Origin of the sequence: Microbispora rosea (genome assembly GCF_044460045.1) — a bacterium.
Classification (GTDB): domain Bacteria; phylum Actinomycetota; class Actinomycetes; order Streptosporangiales; family Streptosporangiaceae; genus Microbispora; species Microbispora rosea.
Window position 1 is genome coordinate 251,244 of record NZ_JBITJO010000003.1, and the last position, 25,243, is coordinate 276,486.

The 25,243-nt window shown below is 72.2% G+C and carries 23 protein-coding genes; 16 read left to right on the plus strand and 7 right to left on the minus strand.

Going from position 1 to position 25,243, the window contains the following annotated elements; translation table 11 throughout:
* Positions 1-35: 35 nt before the first annotated feature.
* A complete protein-coding gene (locus ACIBK1_RS13570) occupies positions 36-1,181 on the minus strand; it encodes a serine/threonine-protein kinase (protein ID WP_051761522.1) in 1,146 nt (381 codons plus the stop codon).
* A gap of 305 nt (positions 1,182-1,486) precedes the next feature.
* Here ACIBK1_RS13570 and ACIBK1_RS13575 point away from each other — a divergent pair, with 305 nt between their 5' ends.
* Positions 1,487-1,696 (plus strand): ubiquitin-like protein Pup, encoded by a 210-nt coding sequence (locus tag ACIBK1_RS13575; protein WP_030507144.1) that lies wholly within the window; start codon positions 1,487-1,489, stop codon positions 1,694-1,696.
* Positions 1,697-1,843: 147 nt separating this feature from the next.
* On the opposite strand, the gene ACIBK1_RS13580 is transcribed toward ACIBK1_RS13575, so the two are convergent.
* The 3 genes from ACIBK1_RS13580 to ACIBK1_RS13590 form a co-directional block, all read right to left on the minus strand.
* A complete protein-coding gene (locus tag ACIBK1_RS13580) occupies positions 1,844-4,681 on the minus strand; it encodes a glycoside hydrolase family 38 N-terminal domain-containing protein (RefSeq protein WP_396734751.1) in 2,838 nt (945 codons plus the stop codon).
* A gap of 10 nt (positions 4,682-4,691) precedes the next feature.
* Positions 4,692-5,903, minus strand: coding sequence for a Gfo/Idh/MocA family protein (locus tag ACIBK1_RS13585; RefSeq protein ID WP_063754586.1), 1,212 nt, complete (start codon positions 5,901-5,903; stop codon positions 4,692-4,694).
* A 70-nt stretch (positions 5,904-5,973) separates the two neighbouring features.
* Positions 5,974-7,245 (minus strand): CehA/McbA family metallohydrolase, encoded by a 1,272-nt coding sequence (locus tag ACIBK1_RS13590; protein WP_396734754.1) that lies wholly within the window; start codon positions 7,243-7,245, stop codon positions 5,974-5,976.
* A gap of 279 nt (positions 7,246-7,524) precedes the next feature.
* Between ACIBK1_RS13590 and prcB the strand changes: the two genes are divergently transcribed.
* The 5 genes from prcB (at position 7,525) to ACIBK1_RS13615 (ending at position 12,459) form a co-directional block, all read left to right on the plus strand.
* Positions 7,525-8,340, plus strand: a complete 816-nt coding sequence (gene prcB, locus ACIBK1_RS13595) for a proteasome subunit beta (RefSeq protein WP_030507140.1) — start codon at positions 7,525-7,527, stop codon at positions 8,338-8,340.
* 21 nt (positions 8,341-8,361) lie between these two features.
* Entirely contained in the window at positions 8,362-9,186 is an 825-nt protein-coding gene (prcA, locus tag ACIBK1_RS13600) for a proteasome subunit alpha (RefSeq protein WP_363532767.1), read from the plus strand.
* Between the two features lie 125 nt (positions 9,187-9,311).
* Positions 9,312-9,998 (plus strand): hypothetical protein, encoded by a 687-nt coding sequence (locus ACIBK1_RS13605; protein ID WP_051761521.1) that lies wholly within the window; start codon positions 9,312-9,314, stop codon positions 9,996-9,998.
* Positions 9,999-10,066: 68 nt separating this feature from the next.
* Positions 10,067-11,425, plus strand: a complete 1,359-nt coding sequence (gene pafA / locus ACIBK1_RS13610) for a Pup--protein ligase (protein ID WP_030507137.1) — start codon at positions 10,067-10,069, stop codon at positions 11,423-11,425.
* Positions 11,426-11,496: 71 nt separating this feature from the next.
* Positions 11,497-12,459 carry an FKBP-type peptidyl-prolyl cis-trans isomerase gene (locus ACIBK1_RS13615; RefSeq protein ID WP_051761520.1) on the plus strand — a complete coding sequence of 321 codons (963 nt, stop codon included), beginning with the start codon at positions 11,497-11,499 and terminating at the stop codon, positions 12,457-12,459.
* Between the two features lie 64 nt (positions 12,460-12,523).
* Here the strand turns inward: ACIBK1_RS13615 and ACIBK1_RS13620 are convergent, their stop codons facing one another.
* The gene (locus ACIBK1_RS13620; RefSeq protein WP_396734757.1) at positions 12,524-13,411 is read right to left on the minus strand and encodes a chitosanase; all 888 of its coding nucleotides are present in this window, start codon (positions 13,409-13,411) and stop codon (positions 12,524-12,526) included.
* A gap of 165 nt (positions 13,412-13,576) precedes the next feature.
* Between ACIBK1_RS13620 and ACIBK1_RS13625 the strand changes: the two genes are divergently transcribed.
* Positions 13,577-14,239 carry a helix-turn-helix transcriptional regulator gene (locus ACIBK1_RS13625; RefSeq protein ID WP_197042534.1) on the plus strand — a complete coding sequence of 221 codons (663 nt, stop codon included), beginning with the start codon at positions 13,577-13,579 and terminating at the stop codon, positions 14,237-14,239.
* A 14-nt stretch (positions 14,240-14,253) separates the two neighbouring features.
* Positions 14,254-14,730, plus strand: coding sequence for a DUF3291 domain-containing protein (locus ACIBK1_RS13630; protein WP_030507133.1), 477 nt, complete (start codon positions 14,254-14,256; stop codon positions 14,728-14,730).
* On the opposite strand, the gene ACIBK1_RS13635 is transcribed toward ACIBK1_RS13630, so the two are convergent.
* Positions 14,676-15,743: a DUF3866 family protein gene (locus ACIBK1_RS13635; protein ID WP_396734762.1), complete on the minus strand. Its 1,068-nt coding sequence runs from the start codon at positions 15,741-15,743 to the stop codon at positions 14,676-14,678. The genes ACIBK1_RS13630 and ACIBK1_RS13635 overlap by 55 nt on opposite strands.
* Before the next feature lie 39 nt (positions 15,744-15,782).
* Here ACIBK1_RS13635 and ACIBK1_RS13640 point away from each other — a divergent pair, with 39 nt between their 5' ends.
* The 8 genes from ACIBK1_RS13640 (at position 15,783) to ACIBK1_RS13675 (ending at position 23,758) form a co-directional block, all read left to right on the plus strand.
* Positions 15,783-16,724 (plus strand): helix-turn-helix transcriptional regulator, encoded by a 942-nt coding sequence (locus tag ACIBK1_RS13640; protein WP_030507131.1) that lies wholly within the window; start codon positions 15,783-15,785, stop codon positions 16,722-16,724.
* Entirely contained in the window at positions 16,721-17,671 is a 951-nt protein-coding gene (locus tag ACIBK1_RS13645) for a helix-turn-helix transcriptional regulator (RefSeq protein ID WP_030507130.1), read from the plus strand. The genes ACIBK1_RS13640 and ACIBK1_RS13645 overlap by 4 nt, the downstream gene beginning before the upstream one ends.
* Before the next feature lie 14 nt (positions 17,672-17,685).
* On the plus strand, positions 17,686-17,829 hold the full coding sequence (locus ACIBK1_RS13650; RefSeq protein WP_156080850.1) for a hypothetical protein: 144 nt from the start codon (positions 17,686-17,688) through the stop codon (positions 17,827-17,829).
* Between the two features lie 114 nt (positions 17,830-17,943).
* A complete protein-coding gene (tatA, locus tag ACIBK1_RS13655; RefSeq protein WP_051761519.1) occupies positions 17,944-18,267 on the plus strand; it encodes a Sec-independent protein translocase subunit TatA in 324 nt (107 codons plus the stop codon).
* Positions 18,268-18,301: 34 nt separating this feature from the next.
* Positions 18,302-19,171: a twin-arginine translocase subunit TatC gene (gene tatC, locus ACIBK1_RS13660; RefSeq protein WP_051761518.1), complete on the plus strand. Its 870-nt coding sequence runs from the start codon at positions 18,302-18,304 to the stop codon at positions 19,169-19,171.
* 48 nt (positions 19,172-19,219) lie between these two features.
* Positions 19,220-20,131 (plus strand): diacylglycerol/lipid kinase family protein, encoded by a 912-nt coding sequence (locus ACIBK1_RS13665; protein WP_396734767.1) that lies wholly within the window; start codon positions 19,220-19,222, stop codon positions 20,129-20,131.
* A 67-nt stretch (positions 20,132-20,198) separates the two neighbouring features.
* A complete protein-coding gene (locus ACIBK1_RS13670; protein ID WP_076437424.1) occupies positions 20,199-22,916 on the plus strand; it encodes a DEAD/DEAH box helicase in 2,718 nt (905 codons plus the stop codon).
* Positions 22,917-22,951: 35 nt separating this feature from the next.
* Positions 22,952-23,758: an enoyl-CoA hydratase/isomerase family protein gene (locus ACIBK1_RS13675; protein ID WP_357327721.1), complete on the plus strand. Its 807-nt coding sequence runs from the start codon at positions 22,952-22,954 to the stop codon at positions 23,756-23,758.
* Positions 23,759-23,797: 39 nt separating this feature from the next.
* Here ACIBK1_RS13675 and ACIBK1_RS13680 read toward each other — a convergent pair whose 3' ends face one another.
* Positions 23,798-25,237: an RNB domain-containing ribonuclease gene (locus tag ACIBK1_RS13680; protein ID WP_396734771.1), complete on the minus strand. Its 1,440-nt coding sequence runs from the start codon at positions 25,235-25,237 to the stop codon at positions 23,798-23,800.
* Positions 25,238-25,243: the final 6 nt, after the last annotated feature.

Below are 25,243 nucleotides of genomic sequence, written 5' to 3' on the forward strand. Positions count from 1 at the left end.
TCTCCCACGGACGCGGGGAGCCGCCCGGCCCGGGGCTACGGGAGGTGCGGGGGCCGGGGCCGGTGCGGTCCCGTCGTGAGGGAGGGCCAGTAGGGATTGCCCCGGCGACGCGACTCCACGTCGAAGAAGCGCCCGGTCGTGAGCTCCCCCGGCGTCGCGAATTCCCGGGGCGCCGTGAATTCCCGGGGCGCGAGGGGCCACCCGTGGCCGGCGGATCGGCCGAGGGGATACGCCCCGCTCGGTTTGGGCGCCGCGCCGGCCGCGGTATTAGGCACGGCATTCGGCGCGGCATTCGGCGCGGCGGCCGGTGTGCCGCGGCTCGGCAGCTCGCCGGCCGTCCGGCCCGGCGTCGCCGCCGGGATGCCCTGCCGTCGCAACACGTCCACGAGCACGTGCATCGCCTGGTCGACGGTGAGCCGTTCTTCCGGGTCGTGCCGCAGCAGGCCTTCGATCAGCGGCCGCAGGAGGCCCGCCCGGCGCGGCGGCTCCGGCTCGCGGCCCAGCAGCGCCGGGGCCGGCAGCCGCTCCGTGGCCGGATACGGAGGCCGCCCCTCCACCCCGCAGTACAGCGTGGCGCCGAACGACCACAGGTCGGCGGCGGGTGCCAGGCCCTTCCCGCGCAGCCGCTCGGGGGCGAGATAGGCGCCGGACCGCCCCACGGGCACGGTCGTCGACCCGGCGGGATCCCGGTCGAACGCGGCGATGCCGAAGTCGGTCAGCACCACCCGGTCCTCGGTCAGCATGACGTTGGCGGGCCGGATGTCCCCGTGGACGACGCCCATCGAGTGCGCGTGCCGTACGCCCGACAGGAGCTGGAAGCCCACCCAGGCGGCCCAGTGCACCGGCAGCCGGCCGAGGTGGCTGACGGTGTCGCCCATGGTGAGGCCCTGCAGGAGCTCTGTCACGATCCAGAGCCGGCCCTTGTCCTCCAGCAGGTCGTGCACGGTGACGACGGCCGGATGGCTGAGCCGCGCCGCCGAGCGGGCCTCCCGCAGCGCCTGCCGGCGGGCGGCCTGCAGATCGGCCACGTCCACCCGGTACGGCGGCTGGACTTCCTTGATCGCGACATCGCGCTTGAGGCGGAGATCGTGCGCCTGCCACATGATCCCGCCGCCGTCACGCCGGAAGGGCGTCAGCAGCTTGTAGCGATCCGCCAGCAGTTGCCGTGCGTGCGATGCCATCGACCACCCGTGCGCTAGGTCGTGCCGTGATCCCTCAATTGTCGTCCCGGACACGGTAGCGCTGCGCCGAAAGGCGGCCACGCGGAGTGTGAGGTCGATAACGATCCGGTCTAACGATGGCGGTTCCCGCGGGCGGGTATGCCGGTAACACGGCCGGATCCCCGTGCGTTTGCCTTCCCGGCGCTCACCGGGTTGTCTGGCCACAGTGGCCGGGCCGAAGATCGCACGCTCTTTCGCGCGCATTGTCGGTCGGTTCGGGGAAGATATGGGGAGAGGCGTCCCCCCGAGCAGCGGAGGTGTCAGGGATGGCGACCAAGGAGACCGGCGGCCAGAAGCAGACCGGGCGGCAGGAGCAGGAAGTCGAAGAGGTCGAGGCGCAGGCGTCCCCGGACGTCCAGGAGCGTCACGAGAAGCTGACCGACGACGTGGACGCGATCCTGGACGAGATCGACGAGGTCCTCGAGGAGAACGCGGAGGAGTTCGTCCGTTCCTACGTGCAGAAGGGCGGGCAGTAGCCCCGGCGAGAGGCGTCCGGGCCGGTGGCGGCCGCGCCGGGGGACCGTCTCCCGGCAGGCCCGCCGTCGGGCCCGGAGACTCCCGTCGAACGCGCCCTCGGCGACCCCGGCGGCAGGCGATTACGCGCAGGCGATGACGCGCGGGCGTCAGGCTTCGCCAAGATGAACGGTCGCGATCGCGAAGGGCGTCAGCGGGACGCGCACCGTTCGCCATGACCCCGGGTACGCCGCGGGTCCCCGCCCGTCCGCCCCATCATCGGGAAACACCTCGTCACGGATTAGATCGTCACGGAACAGATCGTCGCGGGACACCTCCAGAGGGCTCAGGGGAGAGCCCAGCACGCCGGCCGTCCAGGCCGCGGTGAAATCTCCCCGGACGACCGCCTCGGTGGCCGTGGGATGCTCGGCCACCAGGCGGACCTCCAGCCGTCCGCCCCGCTCGCGTAGAGCGGCCATCATGACGCCGTCCCCGCTGATCGCGACGCGACCCCCTCCGCCCGGGCCGTCCTCGTCCGCGTCCCCGGCCCCCGCCCTGGCGGCGCCGGTGCCCGGCACGGCGAGCAGGTCGTGGCGGAACTCCTCGGCGAGCCTCGGCAGCCCGGCCTCGTGCCACTCTCCCGCGTACGGCAGGACGGCGAAGCGCACGGTCAGCGGCCCCTGGCACTGGGCGGCCGGGGTGGGCACCTCGGGCCCGGCGGGCTCGTCGCGGTAGGGGTTGCGGTTCCTCGACAGGTAGCCGACGGACCGCACGAGCGTCAGCGCCAGCTCGGTCCCGTCCCCGCTGATCTCGTCCCCGTTGATCTCGTACTCGGTGACGTGGTCGAGCAGCACGGCCAGGCCGCCGGCGGCGACGAAGGACTCGGCGGGAAAGGTCGGGATCGGCTGCTCGCCGCCCCCGTCTCCGTCCCCGCCCCCGTCTCCACCCTCGGCCGCCAGGCCGCGCCGCACCACGGCGAACTGTCCCTCGGCGTACGACCCGGCCGCCGCGCGGGGCAGCGGCGCGTGCCAGCGGACGCGGTGGTCGCGGCAGCGCACGTCCATGGTGATCTCGCACCGCGCGAACGGCTCTCCGGCCCTGATCTCCACCCGGGTCGTGACGGCCGTCGGCACGATCTCGGCGTCGGTCTCGTCGCCGGCGTCGCCGCCGAGGCCGGCCGGCCAGTCGTACACCCGCGTGATCTCGTACGCGCCGGTCAGCGGGCCCGAGCAGATCTCCTCGACGACGACGCGGGAGGGCCGGTCGGCAAGCCGGTCGTCGGGCGGCGGCGCGTAGTTGTAGGTGTCCCCGGCGTCCCCGCCGTGGGCGATCCGCCCGACGCCGTGGACCTCGGTCCCGTCCGCGCCGCGCAGCGAGAGCGTCCCGTCGCCGGCCACCCGCACCCGCAGCAGCCCGTTGTCCAGCACCGGCTCGAACCCGTACGCGTCGGTCCTCAGGGCGTTCGCGACGGGTGCGGGCAGGCGGGGCTCGGGCGGACGGGCCGTGAGGACGGCACGGCCGAGCGGCGGCACGGTGACCAGCGCGGCCACGGTGACCACGGGCTCGGCCACCGTGCGGACGACCCACGGCCCCGGACCGGCCTCCACGACGGCCCTGCGCAGGTCCTCGTAGGCGTACGCGCCGGAGGCGTGCCTGCTCACGGTCACGGTGAACACGCCGTCCCCGGCGTGCCAGGAGACGATCTCGTGGCCGTACAGCTCCCGCTCGTGGACGCGCCCGAGGAGCCGGGAGAGGTCGTCCATGACGGTCTCGTCGAGCAGTGTGGCGGCGTGTTCGAGCCGCTGCGCGGGGACGGACCGGCCCGAGGCGTCAACCAGGGACGCGCGGTCCTCCGGCAGGTCCGCGAGCACCAGGCCGGTCCGCTCGAACGGGGATGGGTTGACGACCACGAGCGAGCCCTTGGGCGCGGCCTCGGAGAGGGACGCCGCGACCAGGTCCACGACCGCCTGGGCCGTCTGCCCGGCCTCGGCGATCCTGGCGGCCACCTGCTGGGCGGTCTCGTCCGAGCCGCACCCGGTGACGGAGTCGTGCCCGCTGCAGGCGATCACCGAGCGCCAGGCCATGTCGATGAGGCGTTCGCAGGCGGAGTCGCCGGAGAGCCACAGCGCCGACAGCGGTTCCGCGTAGCGGGTGAGGACCCGCTCGGCCCGCGCCATGGCCTGCTTGAGCGGCACCCGGGCCGAGATCACGCCGGGCAGGATGTTGGCCCGCGCGTGCGAGCGCAGCTCGCCCACGACCCGCGGCACCTGCCCGTCGGCCGCGCCGCCGCCCGGGTCGCCGGTCAGGGCCTCGGCGAGGGTGGCGACGCGGAGCCCGGACGCGGTGATCTCGCGGGCCGGAGCCGAGTGGTCCGCGCCGTACATCGCCAGCAGGGTGCCACCGGCCGCCCAGCCCTCCGCCGTGGAGACGAAGGCCGTCACCCGGTCGGGCATCTCCTCGGCCGGGCCGGTGAACAGGCCGAACGCGTTGCCGTACCCGCCGGGCAGATACCTGGTCCTGATCGTGGTGCCGTCGGCGCCGGTCCAGTCGAACGCGTCGCGGTCCACGTGCGCGGGCACCCCGCGCCACAGGCACGCCCGGCGCAGCCCGGCCAGCGCCAGCATCTGCGGCATCTGGGCGCAGTGGCCGAACTGGTCGGGCAGATAACCGACGGGCATGGCGCCGCCGAGCGCGGCGGCGCCCCGCATGCCGTACTCCAGGTTGCGCAGCAGCGTCTCCCCGGCGCACAGGAACTCGTCGGCGAGGATCAGCCAGGGCCCCACGGCCAGTCGCCCCTCGGCGACGAAGCGGGCGACGTCGCCGCGCCGCGCGGGCCGGATCTCCAGGTAGTCCTCGACCGCCGCGAGCTGGCCGTCCATAGTGAAGCGGTAGGCGGGGTCGGCGGCCATGGCGTCCAGGACCTCGTCGAGCATCCGCACCAGCCCGGCCCGGAACCGCTGGAAGGGCAGATACCACTCCCGGTCCCAGTGGGTGTGCGGGACCACCACGATCCTGTCGCTATCTGCTGAGGCTCTCCTCGGCGTGACCGCTGGCTCCACTCCCGCCCTCCTCGGCGTCGCTGCCGCCGGCCCCGGCGGTCGCCTCCCGCGGGGCGCCGGTGACCTCGCGGGCGCACTCCCCGCCGATGGGGATGCCCGCCCACCGCGCGTACCTGTGCACGATCCGCTGCGCCGTGACGATATCCTCCAGAGCCCCGTCGAGTCCGGTGAGTGGCGGTTCCTCCTGGGTGACGAAGCGGTGGAAGGCACGCAGCTGGCGCTCGAACGCCTCGGCGACGTCCTCGCTGACGACCGTCCGCTCGGTGGTGCCGACGCGGCAGGTGACCGTCAGCCGGGTGGGCGCGTTCAGCAGATAGGGAGAGGGGAAGCGCAGCTCCAGCGAGCCGTGCTCGTGGTGCAGCGTCATGACCTCGTGGTAGGCCGGATAACTCGTCAGGTAGTGCCACCGGATGCCGTACCTGCCGGAGCACTCGCCTCCGAGCGTCCCGCTCACCTCCAGGGACGGCGGGAACGCCTCCACCGGCCACACGGCCACGTGGTCCACCGTGTCCGGTGAGCCGGTGAACAGGCGCATCAGCGACAGCTCGTGGCACACGCTGCTCAGCAGCACCTCGGCGTACAGCCGCCGCAGCCGCTCCGACGACGTGCCGAGCGCGGCGCCGAGGGCCCGCTCGTCGGCCTCCGCGTAGGGCGCCACCCGCTCGGGGGCGGGCCGGCCGGGCCGCGCCCGGGCGAACAGCAGCTGCGACTCCTCCGACGGGTGCAGCACGGTGGTGTCCAGGTGGCGGACGACCCGCGGCCCGCCGGCCTCGTGCAGCGCCTCCAGCAGCCGCTGGGAGGCCGGGTCGTACTGCTTCATGTAGCCGGCCATCAGCCGTTCGCCGGAAAAGCCGCTCAGCTCGGCGCGGCTGTAGGCGACGGGCTTCTCGCACAGCACCCACAGCCCGCGTTCGAGGGCGGCCCGCAGCAGAGGCCCGTGGGACCCGGGCGTGAGGACGATCAGCGCGTCGAACCCGCCCCTGTCGAGCATCGTCAGCGGGTCGTCGTACGCGGGGACGCCCGCCTCCCGGCCGACGGTCTCGGCGTGCCCGCGGTCGAGGTCGCACACGGCCGCGACCCGGAACAGGTCGCGCCGCCGTGCCAGCAGGGGCAGGTAGACGACCTGCGCGGCGACGCCCAGTCCGGCGATCCCCACCTTCACCGTCTCCACGTCCTCACCTTCCTCCGCTCGGCGGCCTGCCCTGCACCTCCCCATCGGCGGCGGAACGCAACCCCGGTCGTCACGTGCAGACGGCGACCACCTCGTTGGCGGGCGTCTCCAGCCGGTGCACCCCGGGACCCGCGGGCAGGAGGACGCGGTCTCCCCTGACCACCCGCCGCGTCTGAGGGCCCCACAGCACCAGACCGTCGGCGTCCACGGCGAGGAACTCGTCCTCCAGCCGCAGCAGCAGCGGGGCGCCGGGGGAGGCCGACACCGCCGTCCGGCCCTCCGCCACGGCCCGTACGACCGCTCCGGCCGCCTCGGCTCCGCGGCCGTCGCCCTCGGCGAGCACCCACGTGGTCGGCGCACCGGGCGGGTGACCCTCCTCGGGCCGGTGGTAGTCGCCGCCGCCCACCACCACGAGGCCGCCGGCCGGGTCTCCGGCCGAATCGCGCGTCCAGGCCTGCCCCCAGGCCAGCGGCGCGCCCCAGCTGCGGTCCCACCAGCTCCAGTGCCACAGCTCGACCACCCGCGGCCGGTCGGCCATCGGGTGCCGCCAGGCGCAGTCGGTCGCCACCGGGTGGTTGACCGACAGCACCCCGCCCCGGTCGCGTACGGCCTTCGCCCACTCGTCGGGGGGCTGCCGGAAGTCGATCCAGCCGACGTCCCCGAGAGCGCCCGCGTGCCCGAGATCGGTGGTCACCTCCTGCCCCGGCACGAGCACGAGACCGGCCAGCGCCGAGGCCGCCGCCAGCTCCGCGTGGTGGCTGACGGTGTTGTGGTCGGTCACCGCGAGGAAGTCCAGCCCGGCCGCGGCCGCCACGCAGGCCAGCTCGTAGACGCTGAGCGTGCCGTCCGAGTGGTCGGTGTGCGCGTGCAGGTCCCCGGCGAGCCAGCGGTATCCCGGCGGCGACGGCAGGCGGCGCCGTACGGCGGCGGGCTCGGGCGGGACGGGCCCGGGCACGCGGGAGAAGCGGGTGCGGCGCCGGCGCGGCCGGGCGGGCGGCCGCACGTGCCTGATCACCCGGATCTCGTACGGCAGGCCGCCGAGGGGCACCCGGTGCAGCCCGACGAGCACCCGCCACACCCCCGGCTCGATCTCGCCCGGCAGGTAGCCGGGGGTGGCCCAGGAGGGGGTGATCGTGTATTCGGAGCGTGCGCCGCCCGACCAGCCGCGAAACCCGGCGGGCCCGGCGCAGCCGAGGTCGAGCACGCCGGCCGACCGGTCGTAGGACAGGCGCACCGTGAGGGCGGCCGTGCCGGGCCGCACCTCCACCGGCACCTCCGCCACCGGCCCGGCCAGCCGGTCGTCCAGCGTCCACGTCCCGCTGATCGCGGCCCTGGTGGTCACGCGTCACCCACCCGCCGGCCCCGCGAGCCGAGGTTCTTCATCACCGCCACCTTCCCTCCGGACGCCCCCTTCTCCCCGGAGATCGACACTCGCATGGGATTACCGGCACGTAAAGAAGCGGTCCGGCGAACGGGTAACGGCCGTGAGTCCGGCCTCTTGCGGGATGTCTGGTTCGCGCTGAGCTGATCGGGAAGAGTGCAACCAGTGCTGAGACCTGAGTATGGTCGGGCGTAACAACGCACGCTTGGAGGGAGTCGCGTGGCATCTCAGCCAGCCTGGATGAACAGCCTCTTCACATACACGGGATCGTCGTCGTTCTCGGAGTTCCTCGGCGCGTACGCGCCGAACCTGCTGCCCGCCCGCAACGAGTCGCTGGCGGCGCCGGTGGTCGACGAGATCCCGCACGCGACCACCATCGTCGCGGCGACCTGCGCCGGCGGCGTGGTGATGGCGGGCGACAGGCGTGCGACCTCCGGGAACATCATCTCGCAGCGGGACATCGAGAAGGTGTTCCGCACCGACGACTACTCCTGCATGGGCATCGCCGGCACCGCGAGCACCGGCCTTGAGCTGGCCCGGCTCTACCGGGTCGAGCTGGAGCACTACGAGAAGACCGAAGGCCGCTCGCTGTCGACCGAGGGCAAGGCGCACCGCCTGGCCACCATGATCCGCGGAAACCTGCCCATGGCGATGCAGGGCCTCGTGGTCGTGCCGCTCTTCGCGGCCTACGACCCGGCCGGCGACGTCGGGCGGATCTTCAGCTACGACGTGGGCGGCGGGCCGTACGAGCAGAGGGAGTTCCACTCGATAGGCTCGGGTTCGATCTTCGCCAGGGGGTCGCTCAAGAAGCTCTACCGGGAGAACGCCAGCCCGCAGGACACGGTCCTGGCCTGCCTGCACGCCCTGTACGACGCCGCCGACGACGACTCGGCGACAGGCGGTCCCGACGTGATGCGGAAGATCTGGCCGGTCGTGTCCGTCATCACCACGGACGGCTTCCGCCGCCTCCCGGACGACGAGGTCGCGGAGTTCGTGGAGTCCATGCTGGAGAGGCGGATGACCGCCCCCGAAGGCCCGACCGCGCCGCTGCGCTAACCCAAGAGAGGATCACCCCCGGTGTCCATCCCCTTCGGAGGATATGCCTCGCCCGAGCAGATCATGCGGGACAGGGCGGAGTATGCCCGCAAGGGCATCGCTCGCGGTCGCAGCGTGGTCGTGATGCAGTACGCCGACGGCATCCTGTTCGTGGCGCCCAACCCGTCCAAGGCACTGCACAAGATCAGTGAGATCTACGACCGCATCGGCTTCGCCGCGGTGGGGCGCTACAACGAGTTCGAGTCGCTCCGCCTGGCCGGCATCCGCTACGCGGACATCAACGGCTACACGTTCAACCGCAGCGACGTCACCGGCCGCGGCCTGGCGAACCTGTACGCCCAGCAGCTAGGCATGATCTTCACCGAGTCGATCAAGTCGTTCGAGGTGGAGATCGTCGTCGCGGAGGTCGGCGAGGCGGCCGAGGACGACCAGATCTACCGGATCACCTTCGACGGCTCCGTCTTCGACGAGCAGGGCATGGCCGTGATCGGCGGCCAGGCCGAAGCCGTCGGAGGACGCCTGAAGGAGCGCTACGTCGAGGGACTGCCGCTGCCGCAGGCCCTCGACGCCGCGCTGACCGCCCTGACCGAGCCGGGCGGCGAGCGTCCCCCGGTCACCCAGATCGAGGTCGCCGTCCTCGACCGGGGCAGGGAGCACCGCAAGTTCCTGCGCCTGACCGGGCCCCGCCTGGAGAAGCTCCTTGAGGCCGCCAAGGAGAGCCAGGAGGGCGCGCGGCAGCCCGCCGCCGAGCAGGCCCAGGAGGAGCAGGCATCGGCCGAGCAGGCTCCCGACACCGCCCCGCCGATCGCCCCCGAGGGCGACATCGACACGGGCTCCGGCGAGTAGCCCCGTCCTTCCGCCGTACGGCCGGGCGCCGCGTCCTCACCAGGGGGCGCGGCGCCGCCGTGTCATGGGGGCGGCTCGGGAGTTTCGGCTCGGTCGACCTCCGATTTCGCTAGTCTCATGCCGTTATGACGACTTTTGATCTCTTTCGGCGAGCGGGCGTTCCGGCCGTCGCCGTCACCCTCCTGTCGCTGACCGCGTGCTCCGGAGCCTCCGGCACGGCGGCCTCGCCCACCGTGACCGCCACCGTGACGGTGACGGCCCCGGCGTCGCCCGCGGAGCCGTCCGCCGACCCGGCCGCCTCCGACGCTCCGGCGGCGGACACGCCCACCGACTCGGGCACGACCGCCCCGACGGCGAAGCCGGGCAAGGCCGGGCCGCCTATCACGGACAAGACGCCGGCCCCCTTCGGCGGGACCCTCCAGTCCGACCCCGGGCACGACTTCACGAAGGGGCTCAGCCCCAGCAGCGACGGTGTCGTACGCGGTCAGCTGGTGGCCATGCACGACGAGAACGTGGCGGAGTACCGGCCCATCAAGTTCGTCAAGGAATACGGCGGCAGCACCAGCGGCCACTTCGAGGGGCCGCCGGAGGGGGACGTGACGGCCTTCGCCGCGCCGATCGCCGGCGATGTCGTGTTCCTCAGCGCGGTCGGCTGCGACGGCAAGGACCAGACCATCGACGGCGACTACCTCGGCTCCCAGCGCTGCTCCCGGGACAAGCTGGTCCTGCGGGCGGACGCGGGCGACCTGCGGGCGCTCATCACCGTCAAGGGCGGGCAGATCGTCAAGGTGACGGAGATCTACGCCGCCTGAGCCCTTCTTCTCGCATTCCACCGCCTGATCACTGTTCGGCCGCCGGTTTATGGGAATAGTGTGAGGTGATGGATCGACGCATATTCGGGCTGGAGAACGAGTACGGCGTCACCTGCACGTTCCGCGGGCAGCGGAGGCTGTCACCGGACGAGGTGGCGCGGTACCTGTTCCGGCGAGTGGTGTCCTGGGGCCGATCGAGCAACGTATTCCTGCGCAACGGCGCACGTCTCTACCTGGACGTGGGCAGCCATCCCGAGTACGCCACCCCTGAATGCGACAACGTCGTGGAGCTGGTCACCCACGACAAGGCGGGGGAGCGAATCCTGGAGGGACTCCTCGTGGACGCCGAGAAGCGGCTCCGCGAGGAGGGCATCGCGGGAGACATCTACCTGTTCAAGAACAACACCGACTCGGCCGGCAACTCCTACGGCTGCCACGAGAACTACCTCGTGGGCCGGCACGGGGAGTTCGGGCGGCTGGCCGACGTCCTGATCCCTTACCTGGTGACGCGGCAGATCATCTGCGGCGCGGGCAAGGTGCTGCAGACCCCGCGCGGAGCCGTCTACTGCGTCTCCCAGCGGGCCGAGCACATCTGGGAGGGCGTCTCCTCGGCGACCACCCGTTCCCGGCCGATCATCAACACCCGCGACGAGCCGCACGCGGACGCCGAGCGGTTCCGCCGGCTGCACGTCATCGTGGGCGACTCGAACATGAGCGAGACCACGATGCTGCTCAAGGTCGGCGCCACCGACCTGGTGCTGCGCATGATCGAGGCCGGGGTGGTGATGCGCGACCTGTCCCTGGAGAACCCGATCAGGGCGATCCGGGAGGTGTCCCACGACATGACGGGCCGGCGGAGGGTGCGCCTGGCCAACGGCCGCGAGGCCTCGTCGCTGGAGATCCAGCAGGAGTACCTGACAAAGGCGCAGGACTTCGTCGACAGGCGTGGCGGGGACGCCATCGCCAAGCGGGTGCTGGAGCTGTGGGAGCGCACGCTCCGGGCGGTCGACACGGGCGACCTCGACCTGGTCTCCCGGGAGATCGACTGGGTCACCAAGTACCAGATGATTGAACGTTACAGGCAGAAGTACGACCTGCCGCTGTCGTCGCCGCGCGTCGCGCAGCTCGACCTGGCCTACCACGACGTGCACCGCAAGCGCGGGCTGTTCTACCTCCTGCAGAAGCGGGGGGCCGTCGAGAGGGTGGCCGACGACGTCCGCATCTTCGAGGCGAAGTCGGTTCCGCCGCAGACCACACGGGCCAAGCTGCGCGGGGAGTTCATCCGCAAGGCCCAGGAGAAGCGGCGCGACTTCACGGTTGACTGGGTCCACCTGAAGCTCAACGACCAGGCCCAGCGGACGGTGCTGTGCAAGGACCCGTTCCGCAGCGTGGACGAGAGAGTCGAGAAGCTCATCGCGGGCATGTGATCTCTTACACCGCTCTGACGGCGGGTTCGGGTAGCCTAGCCCGGACCCGCTGTCTGTTTGAGGATTCCCATATGCGCCGTCGTACGGCACTCGTCGCCGCCCTGCCCCTGTTGCTCGCCGCCGCCTGCGGAACCGCGCAGAAGAGCGCGTCCAGCGCGAGCCCCACCTCCAGTGGCCAGGCCGCCGCCTCGGCCATCAAGGTGACGGGAGAGGCCGGCAAGAAGCCCACCCTGACCTTCCCGGCGGGCAAGCCGTCGCTCACGTCGGCCTCCGTCAAGGTCATCGAGGGTCAGGGCACCCCGGCCAAGGACGGCGACGTCCTCACCGCCAACGTCACCGTCTACAACTGGGACGGCAAGGAGAACAAGGCGGCCGGGTCCGACTACGACCAGGGCAAGTCGGAGTTCGTCTCGGTCAGCCCGCAGCTGCCCAAGGCGCTGCACGAGGCGCTGGTCGGCGCCAAGCCGGGCGGCCGGGTCATGGCCGTCGTCGCGAAGGACAGCCTGAGCGCGGAGCAGGTCGACCAGGCCAAGCAGCAGGGTCAGGACTTCAACACCACGTCCCAGGTGCTGGTCATCGACGTGGTGGGGGCCGCGCTGAAGTCCGTCCAGGGCACCGCCGTCGACCCCGGCGTCGCCGGTGTGAAGGTCGAGAACGCCGCGGGCGACAAGGCCCCGACGCTGACCACCAAGACCAGCGAGAAGGCGCCCAAGAAGCTGGTCGTCAAGACCGTGATCAAGGGTGGCGGCCCGGAGGTGAAGGCCGATCAGACGGTCCTCGCCCACTACGTCGGCAAGATCTGGGGCACCGACAAGCAGTTCGACTCCAGCTGGGAGCGGGGTCAGCCCGCGACGTTCGCCCTCGACCAGGTCGTCAAGGGCTGGGCGCAGGGCCTGACCGGCGTCCCGGTCGGCAGCCGCGTCCTGATCACGATCCCGCCGGACCTCGGCTACGGCAAGGAGGGCAACGCGCAGGGCGGCATCAAGGGCACCGACACGCTCGTCTTCGTCGTGGACGTCCTCGGCGCGGCCTGACAGCCACGCTACGACAGGGGCCCCTCTCACCGGTCCGGTGAGAGGGGCCCTTCGCGTATGGGCGTCAGCCGAGGATCTGGTAGCTGTCGCCGTAGACCTTCCAGCGCAGCGGCGGATCGAGGTCGAGGTCGCCGTTCTTGAGGAACACCCGCTGGGCGGTGTCGACCCGGCTGGTGTCGCTGTGCGCCTCCTCGGTCTTCATCGCGGCCTTGCGGGCGTCGAGGAACGCGTTGAGGTAGGCGACCTCGTCGCCGCCCTGCGCCGGGGTCCTCGCCTTCTTCATGGCAGTCTTCCGGATGCCGCCGAAGCTGACCGGGTCGCTGCCGGGGCCGTGCATCACCATGGCGTCGTAGTAGACGAACTGCCCGAGCGCGCGCAGGCCGTCGGCCTTGGCCTGGGCCACGGCGGGATCGAAGTAGACCCGGTCGCGCTCATCGTTCTGCGCCTGCCGGAACACGGGGTCCGCGGCGGCGGTGCGCCAGTCCTTGGGGAAGTTCGGGTCCAGCCCCCGGTGCGAGTCGGTGCCGTTCGCCTTCCGCAGCGCGGGCAGGTACTTCGCCAGCACGTTGCCGGGCCTGCGCGCGGTGTAGAGCTCGACCAGGTCGAGCATGTCGCCGGTGCCCGAGCAGAAGCCGACGATCCCGGCGGTGTAGCCGCGCCCGTCGTCGATGTCCTCGATGTACTTGTACTGGGCCTTCCAGTCGAGTGAGGAGTTCTCCGCGCTGGAGACCAGCTCCATCGCGATCTCCTTCTTCTCCGGGTCCGTGAGGTCGGCGGGCACCGCCTTGACCACCACCTTCACGGTCTCCCCGGCGGCGGCCGGGCCGCCGGTGCCGGCTACCGCCGCGTTCGCGGGGAGTACGGCCGCGGCGGCCACGAGCAGCAGAGCCGCGCGCCGGGGAGTGCGCCGGGGAGTGCGCGGGGGAGTGCGCCTGGTCAGCGGGTCTTTCACGTGCGTCGCTCCGTTCTCCGCCCGCGGCCGTGCGTCGTGGCGGGAAGGGGGCGCGGGCGGGGGTGAGCCCTCGTGAGGGGAATTAGTTAGGAAGGTTTCCTAAGAAAAGCAGTGCCGCACGGCGGTGTCAACGGTCCCGGCGGCGGCACGACCTAGACTCCGGCTGTGACGAGCGACGACCTGGAGTCGATGAGCGTGCTCGGCGATCCCGTACGGCGGGCGCTGTACGGGTACGTGGCCGAGCAGGGGCGGGATGTGGGCCGCAACGAGGCGGCCGAGGCGACCGGCGTCCAGCGCACGCTGGCGGCCCATCACCTGGACAAGCTGGTCGAGGCGGGCCTGCTGGAGTCGGCCTTCAAGCGGCTGAGCGGCAAGGCCGGCCCGGGCGGCGGCCGCCCGGCGAAGGTCTACCGGCGGGCGCGCGAGGAGCGGACCGTGAGCCTGCCGCCCCGCGACTACCGCACGCTCGCGCTCGTGCTGGCGGAGACCGTCGACCTGCTGGGCGGAGAGGAGAAGGCCGAGGAGGCCGCCCGGCGGACCGGAGAGCGTCTGGCCGCCGGCGAGTCCGCCGGCCTCGTGGAGGTGCTGCGCGGGCGCGGCTACGAGCCGTATGAGGAGGACGGACGGGTGCGGTTGCGCAACTGTCCCTTCCACGTGCTGGCCGAAAGCCACCCGCTGCTCGTGTGCTCGATGAACCTCGCGCTCTGCCGGGGGATGCTGGCCGGTCTGGGCGAGACCGGGGTCGTCGCGACGCTCGATCCGAGACCGGGAGAGTGCTGTGTGGCCTTCACGTCTGCCGGGACGTCTTCTAAAAACAACGTAGATTGACATAGAATCGCGGCATGCATCTCGCCCAGCTCAACGTCGCCCATCTCAGGGAACCCCTCGACTCGCCCGCGCTGACCGGCTTCCTCGACGCCCTGGCGCCGATCTACCAGGTGTCGGACGCCGCGCCCGGCTTCGTCTGGCGCATGAAGGAGGGCGATGCGCCCACGGACCTGATCCAGCACGACTACGGACCGATGCTGGTCGTGAACCTCTCGGTCTGGGAGTCCCGCGAGACGTTGTGGAACTTCGTCTACCGCAGCGCCCACCTGGAGGTGATGCGCCGCCGCCGGGAGTGGTTCCATCGGATCGCCGAGCCGTACACGGTGATGTGGTGGGTGCCCGAGGGCCATCTGCCGCCGCTCGACGAGGCCGTGGCGCGCCTGGACCTGCTCCGGGCGCAGGGGCCGGGCCCGGAGGCGTTCACGTTCAAGGACTTCTACGAGAGCAGCGACGCCGCGTGCCTCCCGGCGGCGGCGGAGGTCACGAAGTAGGCCAGGTCCTCCTCCAGGCCGCGGCCCATGGTGGACAGCCGCACGAGTGACGCCTTCAGCGCCTCGTGCAGGCCGTCCACCGGCACGGTGACGATCTCGTGGTGCGTGGCCAGGGCCGCCGCCTGCTCGCGCACCGTCGCGCCGAACTCACCGGGCAGATCCGGCACGACCACCTGGGCCGGGGCCAGCGCGACCCGGCCGTACGCCGTGAGCGAGTGGTGCGAGACCCCGACGTGCCGCTCGCGTCGGTCGCCCTCGCTGACCCGCAGCGCGGCCACGGGCCGTCCGGCCAGCACGGCGGCGGCGTTCACGGCCTCGCCCGCGGCCACGCCGGAAAATCCCCAGCGGGTGCCGGTGCCGAGGTTGCCCGGTCCCTGGGCGACGACGGCGACGTCGGCCCCGAGCACGTGGCGGGCGGCCAGCAGGCCGGTGTGGAGCGTGACCACCTCGACGTCCCCGCCGAAGGACTGGCCGGTCGTCACCACCCCGCACAGCCAGTCGCGCTCGCGCAGCGTCGCGCACGACATCGAGAACCACGCCGGCAGCGCCCCGCCGTCCTGCATCACGTACGCCACCCTGATCCCGGGGGAGTCCGCGTAGAGGCCGCACAGGATCGCGGGCAGGGCGGAGTGCAGGTCGGCGACCACCACGGGCATCCCGTCGACCGAGTCGGCCTCCCGCAGCGCCTCGTGATGCGGGGACCCCTGCTCGTCCGCGCCGAGCACGGTGGCCTGCAACGGGGTGTAGCGTGCTTTCACCAGGTGGCCCGGGCCTGAAGGATCTTGCGGCAAACGGTCGGGGACGGCCACCACCATGGCGTACCCTCCCGTACCGAGACCCATGGCGAGGGCGGTCGTGTTGAGCAGCACGGTGTCGCCCACTTCAGGGCGTCCCACCAGCGGGGGATAGGCGAGCGCCCGGCACTCGCCCTCGGCGACGGCGACGTCGAGTTCCACCGCCCCCGGCCACTCGCGCCGGACCCGCACCACTTCGCCCTTGCGCCATCTGATCACGCCGAAAAGGGTAGCGTTCTCCATCGGAAGGGAGGCCCGATGTCGCGGCGGAAGACCGAGCGGCTGCTCAATCTGGTGATCTGCCTGCTCGCGACGCGGCGGCCGTTGAGCGCGGAGCAGATCCGGCAGGCCGTCCCCGGCTACGACCCGGACAACGACGAGGCCTTCCAGCGCATGTTCGAGCGCGACAAGAACGAGCTGCGCGAGATCGGCATCCCCATCGAGGTCCACAAGGACCCCTGGGAGGACGACCCCGGCTACCGGATCGTGCGCGAGGCGTACGAGCTGCCCGAGATCACGCTGGAGCCCGACGAGGCCGCCGTCATCGGCCTGGCCGCGCAGGTGTGGCAGCGGGCGAGCCTCGCCGAGGCGGCCAGCGGGGCGCTGCTGAAGCTGACCGCGGGCGGCGTGCACGCCGACCTCGCCGAAAGCCCGCTGGAGCTGCGGGTGGACACCCGCGACCCCGCGTTCCCGGCGCTGTGGGAGGCCGTGCGGGACCGGCGCGCGGTCGCCTTCGACTACCGGTCGGCCGGCAGCGAGTCGGTGCTGCGGCGGACGGTCGAGCCGTGGGGGGTCGTCAGCAGGCGCGGCCGGTGGTACCTGGTCGGGCACGACCGCGACCGCGACGCCGCCCGGGTGTTCCGGCTGAGCCGGATCACCGGGGCCGTGTCCACGCTCGGGCGGCCGGGTGCATTCACCGTCCCTGAGGGGCTGGACCTGCGGGCCATGGTGGGCTACCAGGAGCTGCCGAACGAGCGGGTCGCCCTGGTGCGCGTGCGCAAGGGCACCTGCCTCGGCCTGCGGCACGCCGCCCAGGCCGTGCGCACCGGGCCGGAGGAGTGGGACGAGGCCGAGGTGACCTTCGCCGACGCGGAGCGGCTCGCCGGGTGGCTGGCCAGCCTCGGCCCGGACGCCGTCGTGCTGGACCCGCCGGACGCGCGCGAGGCCGTGATCCGCCGTCTGAAGGGGGCGTTGCAGTGAGCTCGGACCGGCTGCCGCGGCTGCTCGCGCTCGTGCCGTACCTGATGTCGCACCCGGGCGCGCAGGTGCCCGAGGTGGCGCGGTTGTTCGGCCTGTCGGAGAAGCAGCTCGTCGACGATCTCCAGCTCGTCTGGATGTGCGGCCTGCCCGGGCACACGCCGGGCGACCTGATCGACGTCTCGTGGGACGGCGGCGAGATCCTCATCGACAACGCCGAGGCGATCGCCCGGCCCCTCAAGCTCGGCCTGGACGAGGCGAGCGCGCTGCTCGTCGCGCTGCGCATGCTCGACGAGCTGCCCGAGTTCCAGGGCCGCGACGTGCTCGGCCGGGTCATCGCCAAGCTGGAGCAGGCGGCGGGCGAGGGCGCGGCCACGGTGAGCAGCCAGGTCCAGGTGGAGATCGGTGCGGCCCCGGACGCCCACGCCGTCATCACCGACGCCGCTCGCAGGGGCCGCAGGCTGTCGCTGCGCTACTACGTGCCGGGGCGCGACGAGATCACCCCCAGGGAGGTCGATCCGCTGCGGGTCGTGCTCGTGGACGGGCGGCACTACCTGGAGGGCTGGTGCTACCGCGCCGAGGCGATGCGCATGTTCCGCCTCGACCGGATCATCGAGGTCGAGGTCCTCGACGTTCCGGCCGATCCGCCGGCCGAGGCCGAGCCCATGGACGTCGCCAAGGGCGTGTTCCGGCCGTCGGACAGCGACGAGCTGGTGGAGCTGGAGCTGACCCCGGCGGGCCGCTGGGTGGCGGAGTACTACCCCTGCGAGGAGGTCGCCGAGCTCGGTGAGGGGCGCCTGCGCGTCTCCCTGCGGGCCCGCGACCAGTCCTGGCTGGTGCGGCTCGCGCTCCGCCTGGGCGACAGCGGCCGGGTGCTGTCGCCGGCGTCCCTCGCCGAGCGGGTCACGGCCACCGCCAAGCAGGCGCTGGCCAACTACGAGACCGTGTGACCGGGGCGGGTGACATGACCTTGATCTTCGCCCTGGCCGCGGTGACCGTGGCGGGGCTCGCCGTCCTCGTGTGGCCGGCCGTCCGGGTGCTCGCCGCGGCGCGGGACCTGCACGCCGAAGTCAAGCGGGCCAAGGGACGGCTCGGCGTGCCCGAATAGAGGTCTTTGCCCACGATTGATGTGATTTTGAGGCCCGAGGACAGGTGAACTTTGGCGCGTGGTGCGCGTACGATCGGGGGGTAGTACCCACGGCCCTCGCGGTAAGGACACGACATGCCCAACCTCGGACCCATGGAATGGATTCTGATCCTCCTGGTTCTGATCCTTCTCTTCGGCGCCAAGAAGCTCCCGGACACCGCGAAGGCCCTGGGGCAGTCGCTGCGCATGTTCAAGAAGGAAACCAGCAAGATGAGCGAGGAGGACGAGGCGCGGCAGACGGTCAAGGCGCAGGCCGAGCCCGTCGCTCCGCCGGCGGCGCAGATCCCGCCGGCCACCCCGTCCGTCGAGGAGCGGCTGCGCCTCCTGGAGGAGGAGAACCGGAAGCTGCGTGAGAGCCAGCAGCCCGTGAGCTCGCAGAACGAGCAGCGCTCCAACTAGGTGCCGCATCCCCACTGATCTCAGGACGAGCTAGATGGCCCTGCTGAAACGGTCCACTCCCGCCGCCGCGGCGGAGGACGGGCGGATGACTCTCATGGAGCACATCCGCGAGCTGCGCAACCGGCTGATCAAGGCCATTCTGGCGGTGGTCGTCGGAACCGCCGTCGGGTTCATCTACTTCGAGCCCATCTGGAACTTCCTCAAGCAGCCGTACTGCCGGCTGCCGCAGGCCCACCAGCTCAACGGCGACAAGTGCACGCTGGTGGTGAACGGGGTCTTCGACTCGTTCTTCGTCAACCTCAAGGTCGCCGTGATCTTCGGTGTGGTGGTCTCGGCGGTGTTCTGGATCTACCAGCTCTGGGCGTTCGTGACTCCCGGGCTGTACCAGAACGAGCGCCGCTACACCATGGCGTTCCTCGGGCTCTCGGTCCCGCTGTTCACCGCGGGCTCGGCCCTCGCCTACGTCACGATGGACAAGGGCCTGTCCCTGCTGCTCGGCTTCGCCCCCGAGGGCACGCTGACGCTGGTGAGCATCAACGAGTACCTCAGCTTCGCGCTCGCGATGCTGATCATCTTCGGCGTCTCCTTCCTGATGCCGTTGCTGCTGGTGTTCCTCAACGTGCTCGGGGTGCTCCGCTTCAAGACCGTGTCCAAGCACACCCGCATGGTCGTGTTCCTGATGTTCGTCTTCGCGGCCGTCGCGACGCCGAGCCAGGACCCCGTCACCATGCTGGCCCTGGCGCTCCCGATGGTCGCGCTGTTCTTCGTCGCCATGGCGTTCATGTACTTCCACGACAAGAAGCGCGACGCCGCCGACGCGGCGCACGCACGGGCCATCGAGGAGGAGCTCGACGGGCCGTCCGCCCCCGAGGGCACGGTGGACTCGGCCGACGTGAGGGACTGACCGAACATCCCTCTGGTATCACCTGGTGGGCGGCGGTAGGTTCCCCCTGTGGCCGATGAGATCGTCGTCCTGGTGAACCCCGCCGCCCGCGGAGGCCGGACGCTGCGCCTGCTCGATCCGGTGCTCCAGCGGCTGCGGGCAGGTGGCCGCCCGGTCTCGGTGATCGTCGGGACCTCGGCGGCGGACGCCCTGGGCCGCGCCCGCGAGGCCGTCACCGCAGGGCCGGCAGCGCTCGTCGCCTTCGGCGGCGACGGCCTGGTCCACCTGGCCGTGCAGGCCGTCGCCGGGACGGCCGTGCCGCTCGGGATCGTGCCCGCCGGGACCGGCAACGACATCGCCGACGCCCTCGGCATCCCACGCAGGGATCCGCTCGCCGCCGCGGACATCGTGACCGCGGGCGGCTGCCGGGTGATCGACGCCGCCAGACTGGGCACGGGCGGTGACGAGCCGGATGAATGGTTCGCGGGCGTCCTCGCCTGCGGGTTCGACTCCCGCGTCAACGAGCGGGCCAACGCCATGACCCGGCCGCCCGGTATGGCGAAGTACCTGGTCGCGCTCGTGCGCGAGCTGCGGTCGTTCACCCCGATCGCGTTCCGGATCACCCTCGACGGCGAGGCGGCCGAGCACGAGGCGATGCTCGTGGCGGTGGCCAACACCCGGTCGTACGGCGCCGGGATGCGGGTCTGCCCGGACGCCCGGCCCGACGACGGCCTGCTCGACGTGCTCGTGGTCGGGGCGCTGTCCACGGGCGAGTTCCTGCGCATCTTCCCCCGCGTCTACCGGGGCGGCCACACCGGGCATCCCGCCGTGACCCTGCGGCGGGCCCGGCGCGTCGAGATCGAGGCTCTGGACGGGGACGTTGTCGCGTACGCCGACGGCGAGCGGGCCGGTCCGGCCCCGCTGACCTGCGCCGTCGAGCCGGGAGTGTTACGCGTCCTGGTCCCGGGATCTACGGCGTAAAGACGTTCGCTCAGAAGGAACACCGATCACGGACGCCCGGAATCCCGTTATCGGTAGGGTTGACGGTATGAGTACGCCAGCGGAACGCTATGCCGCCTTCCGTGAGGGGCAGTCCGGCGCCGGACCCGCTCTCGCCTCGTTCCGCGAACTATACGACTTCGAGCTCGACGAGTTCCAGATCGACGCCTGTCAGGCACTGGAGGCCGGGGACGGCGTGCTGGTGGCCGCGCCGACCGGGTCGGGCAAGACGGTGGTGGGGGAGTTCGCCGTCCACCTGGCGCTGGAACAGGGCCGCAAGTGCTTCTACACGACGCCGATCAAGGCGTTGTCCAACCAGAAGTACAACGACCTGGCCCGGCGCTACGGCGCGGGCAAGGTCGGCCTGCTGACCGGCGACAACAGCGTCAACGGCGAGGCCCCGATCGTGGTCATGACCACCGAGGTCCTGCGCAACATGCTGTACGCGGGCTCGAACACGCTGACCGGCCTCGCGTACGTGGTGATGGACGAGGTCCACTACCTGGCCGACCGGTTCCGCGGCGCGGTCTGGGAAGAGGTCATCATCCACCTGCCGGAGTCGGTGCGGGTGGTGGCGCTGTCGGCCACGGTCAGCAACGCCGAGGAGTTCGGCGAGTGGCTGGGCGAGGTGCGCGGCGACACCACGGTCATCGTGGACGAGCACCGGCCGGTCCCGCTGTGGCAGCACATGCTGGTCGGCAACAAGATGTTCGACCTGTTCGTCGACGAGGGCGACGGCACCCTGCGGGTCAACCCGTCGCTCATGCGGATCTCCCGCGACGAGATGCGGCTGGCCCAGGCCAGGGGCAGGCGGGGCTACTCGCGGCCCGGCCGGGGCACGACCCCGAGCCGGTCGGACGTGATCGAGAAGCTCGACGCCGAGGGCCTGCTGCCGGCGATCACCTTCATCTTCTCCAGGAACGGCTGCGACGCCGCCGTCATGCAGTGCCTCTACTCGGGGCTGCGCCTCACCACGGAGGCCGAAAGCCACGAGATCCGCCAGATCGTGGACGAGCGCACCGCGCACCTGCCCGACGAGGACCTCGCGGTGCTCGGCTACCTGGAGTGGCGCGACTGCCTGGAGCGCGGCCTGGCCGCCCACCACGCGGGCATGCTCCCCGCGTTCAAGGAGGTCGTGGAGGAGCTGTTCACCAAGGGACTGGTGAAGGCGGTCTTCGCGACCGAGACGCTGGCGCTCGGCATCAACATGCCGGCCAGGTCCGTGGTGATCGAGAAGCTCGACAAGTGGAACGGCGAGACCCACGCCGACCTGACCCCGGGGGAGTACACCCAGCTCACCGGGCGGGCCGGGCGGCGCGGCATCGACATCGAGGGCCACGCCGTCGTGGTCTGGCAGCCGGGGATGGACCCGCTCGCCGTCGCCGGTCTCGCCGGCACCCGAACCTATCCGCTGCGCTCCAGCTTCAAGCCGTCGTACAACATGGCGGTCAACCTCGTCGGGCAGGTCGGCAGGGAGCGGGCGCGGACCCTGCTGGAGGACTCCTTCGCCCAGTTCCAGGCCGACCGGGCCGTGGTCGGGCTGGCCCGCCAGCTCCGCAAGGCGGAGCAGGCCCTTGAGGGCTACGCCGAGGCCATGACCTGCCACCTCGGCGACTTCGAGGAGTACGCCGCGATGCGCAGGCGGCTGTCGGACCGCGAGGCCGAGCTGTCGCGCCAGCGGGGGGCGGCCCGCCGCGCCCAGGCCGTGCAGTCGCTGGAGGTGCTCAAGCCCGGCGACGTGATCCGGGTGCCCGGCGGGCGCCGCGCGGGCATCGCGGTCGTGCTCGACCCCGGTGTCAACGGCCGGGGGCACGATGGTCCCTCGCCGCTCGTGCTGACGATCGGCAAGCAGGTCAAGCGCCTGTCGGCGTCGGACTTCCCGGTGCCGGTCGAGCCGGTCGACAAGATCAGGATCCCGAAGGGCTTCAACCCGCGCTCGCCGAAGGAGCGGGCCAACCTCGTCTCGACCGTGCACGCGAAGCTGGGCGACCGCGACCTCGGCAAGCCGCCGCGGGCGCGCGACCACGCCCAGGAGGACGAGGAGGTCACGCGCCTGCGGCGGGAGCTGCGCCAGCACCCCTGCCACGGCTGCGACGAGCGCGAGGACCACGCGCGCTGGGCCGAGCGCTACCACAAGCTGCTCAGGGAGACCGATGGGCTGCGCCGCCGGGTCGAGGGGCGCTCCCACGTCATCGCCCGGACCTTCGACCGGGTCTGCGGCGTGCTCGACCAGCTCGGCTACCTGAACGGCGAGACCGTCACGGAGCAGGGTCGCCGGCTCGCCTCGCTCTACACCGAGCTGGACCTGCTCACGGCCGAGTGCCTGCGGGCGGGCGTGTGGAACCGCCTCGACCCCGCCGAGCTGGCCGCGTGCGTGTCGTCGCTGGTGTACGAATCGCGGCAGGCCGACGACGTCCGCAGCCCGAAGATCCCCGCCGGGGCCACGCGCGACGCGCTCGGGGAGATGGTGCGGCTGTGGGGCGAGCTGGAGGGCATCGAGGAGGACCACGGCCTGTCGTTCGTCCGCGAGCCCGACGTGGGCTTCGCCTGGGCGGCCTTCCGCTGGGCCAAGGGCCACAGCCTCGACGCCGTGCTGACCGACTGCGATCTCGCGGCGGGCGACTTCGTCCGCTGGGTCAAGCAGCTGCTCGACCTGCTCGGCCAGCTCAGGGACGCCGCGCCCAAGGGGAGCAAGGTCGCCGAGAACGCACTCAAAGCCATCGACGCCATGCGCCGCGGGGTCGTCGCCTACTCCTCCGTCAACTGATCCCGGAAGCGTCCGGCGCTGGGAAAGGGACCATCGTGAGCGAGATCCTGGACGACCGTGACCGCCGTCTCGGCGGCTTCGTCGCCCATCCGAGGCTCGACGACTATGCGACCGGATACCGCGAGCATTTCGTCATCCGCAGGGAGTCGGGGATCGCCGAGGTTCGCATGCACACCGGCGATGGGCCCGCGGTCTTCTCACGCGGCCTGCTCAACGCCTGGGGACAGGTGTTGAGGGACGTCGGCGCCGACCGGGACAACGAGGTGCTGATCATCACCGGCACCGGCGAGGAGTGGATCGGCGGATTCGACCCCCGCTCCTTCGCCGAGCCCGTCTCCGACTGGCCGGCGGACGTCCTGTACGAGCAGTACTCCGACGGCGTCAAACCGCTGGAGCGGCTCGCCTTCGACGTCGACATCCCCGTGATCGGAGTGCTGAACGGGCCGGGACCGCGCCAGGAGCTGGCCCTGATGTGCGACATCACCCTGTGCGCCGACGACACCCTGATCGGTGACGGCAACTTCGCCGCGGGATCGGTCCCGGGCGACGGCATGCACCTCGTCCTGCGGGAGCTGCTCGGCGCCAAGCGGGCCGCCTATCTGGCGTATACGGGAGAGCGGATCGACGCCGAGACGGCGCTGCGGTGGGGGCTGGTCAACGAGGTGCTGCCGCGCGACCGGCTCATGGCCCGTGCCCGGGAGATCGCGGCGGCCGTCGCCGCGACGCCCAGGGCCGCCCGGCGGCTCACCCGGGCTGTCGTCCGGCGGTCATGGCAGCGGCGGATCGTCGAGGACCTGCGGGAGGCGTACGCCCACCAGTTGCTGGCCGCTGCGGGCCGCTGAGCGCGGCCGGTGCGGCCTTGCCCGCCGCTGCTGGACCGGTCACACGGTGGTGAAGCGGACCTCGCGGGTGGCGGGGTCGGCGCGCGTGAGCCGTACGGGGACGCGCTCGCCGAGCGGCAGGCGGTCGCCGTCGCAGCGGGCGATGACGGCGGGCTCGGTGACCTGCACCTGCCCGCCCGGCTTTCCGTCGGTGACGTCGACGACGACCGCCTCGAAGACCTCGCCGATCCTGGGCTGCAGCACGGTCGCCTCGACCAGGTCCACGCAGGCCCGCTCCACCGCGCCGGCCCGCCTGCCGCCCGCGGCCATCTGCTCCGGCAGGCCGGGCAGCGCCGCCGCGACCTCCTCGGCGACCTGGCGGCCCGCGGCCACGGCCAGGCAGACCTCGGTGCCGAACCGGTCGACCAGCCGCCGCAGCGGCGCGGTGACGTGCGCGTACGGCGCCCCCAGGGCGGCGTGCAGCGCCTGGCCGGGCGGCGTGCCGTCGAACGCGACGTAGGCCGCGCCGCGCAGCAGCACCGTCGACTCGTGCAGGAAGGCGGCATGGCCGGGGATCTTCGGGTCGAGCCCGTGCACGACCTCGGCGTACGACGTGCCGTCGGGCCAGGGCACGCCGAGCGCGGCGGCGACCCTGCGGACCTTGCCGACGTCCTGCGGGCCCGCCTCGGGCAGGGTCCGGAGCACGCCGACGCCGGCATCCAGCATCATCCGGGCGGCCGCCATGCCGGTGAGCAGCGAGATCTGGGCGTTCCACGCCTCGCTGGGGTGGTTGGTGCGGAACTCCACCCGGTAGCCGCCGTCTCCGTCGGGGACCACCTGCTGCTCGGGGGTCGGCAGCGACAGCCCGCCCCTGGCCCGCTCCCGTTCCAGCCGCAGCGGCCCGACCTCGGCGAGCAGCGCGAGCGTCCCCTCCGCACGGCCGGTGTCCACGGCGGCCTGGACCGTCTCGTAGTCGAGCCGTTCCCGGCTGCGCACCAGCGCGCGGCGCAGGTCCGCCGCCTCGATCTCTCCGTCGGACCCGAGGTCGAGCCGCCACAGGGCCGCCGGGCGGGTCTGCCCGGGCAGCAGGCTGGCCGCGCCCTCCGAAAGGACGGGCGGGTGCAGCGGCACCCGTCCGTCGGCCATGTAGACGGTCTCGGCGCGGACCCGCGCCTCGGCGTCGATCGCACCGCCGGGCCGGACGAACGCCGCGACGTCGGCGATCGCGTACCACACGCGGTAGCCCGTCCCGCGCCGCTCGATGCACAACGCCTGGTCGAGGTCCATCGAGCCGGGCGGGTCGATGGTGACCAGCGGCAGGCCGGTCCGGTCCTCCCGCGGTACGGCGGGGGCCGCCGCGGCCCGCTCGGCCTCCTCCCGTACGGGGGCGGGGAAGCCGTCCGGCAGGTCGAACTCGCTGCGGATCCGGGCGAACCCTGCTTCTACTGCAGGGCGGAGCCCGTCCGCGGTGTCGTGGAGGTGGATCGTCGTGCGCGGCACGCGATC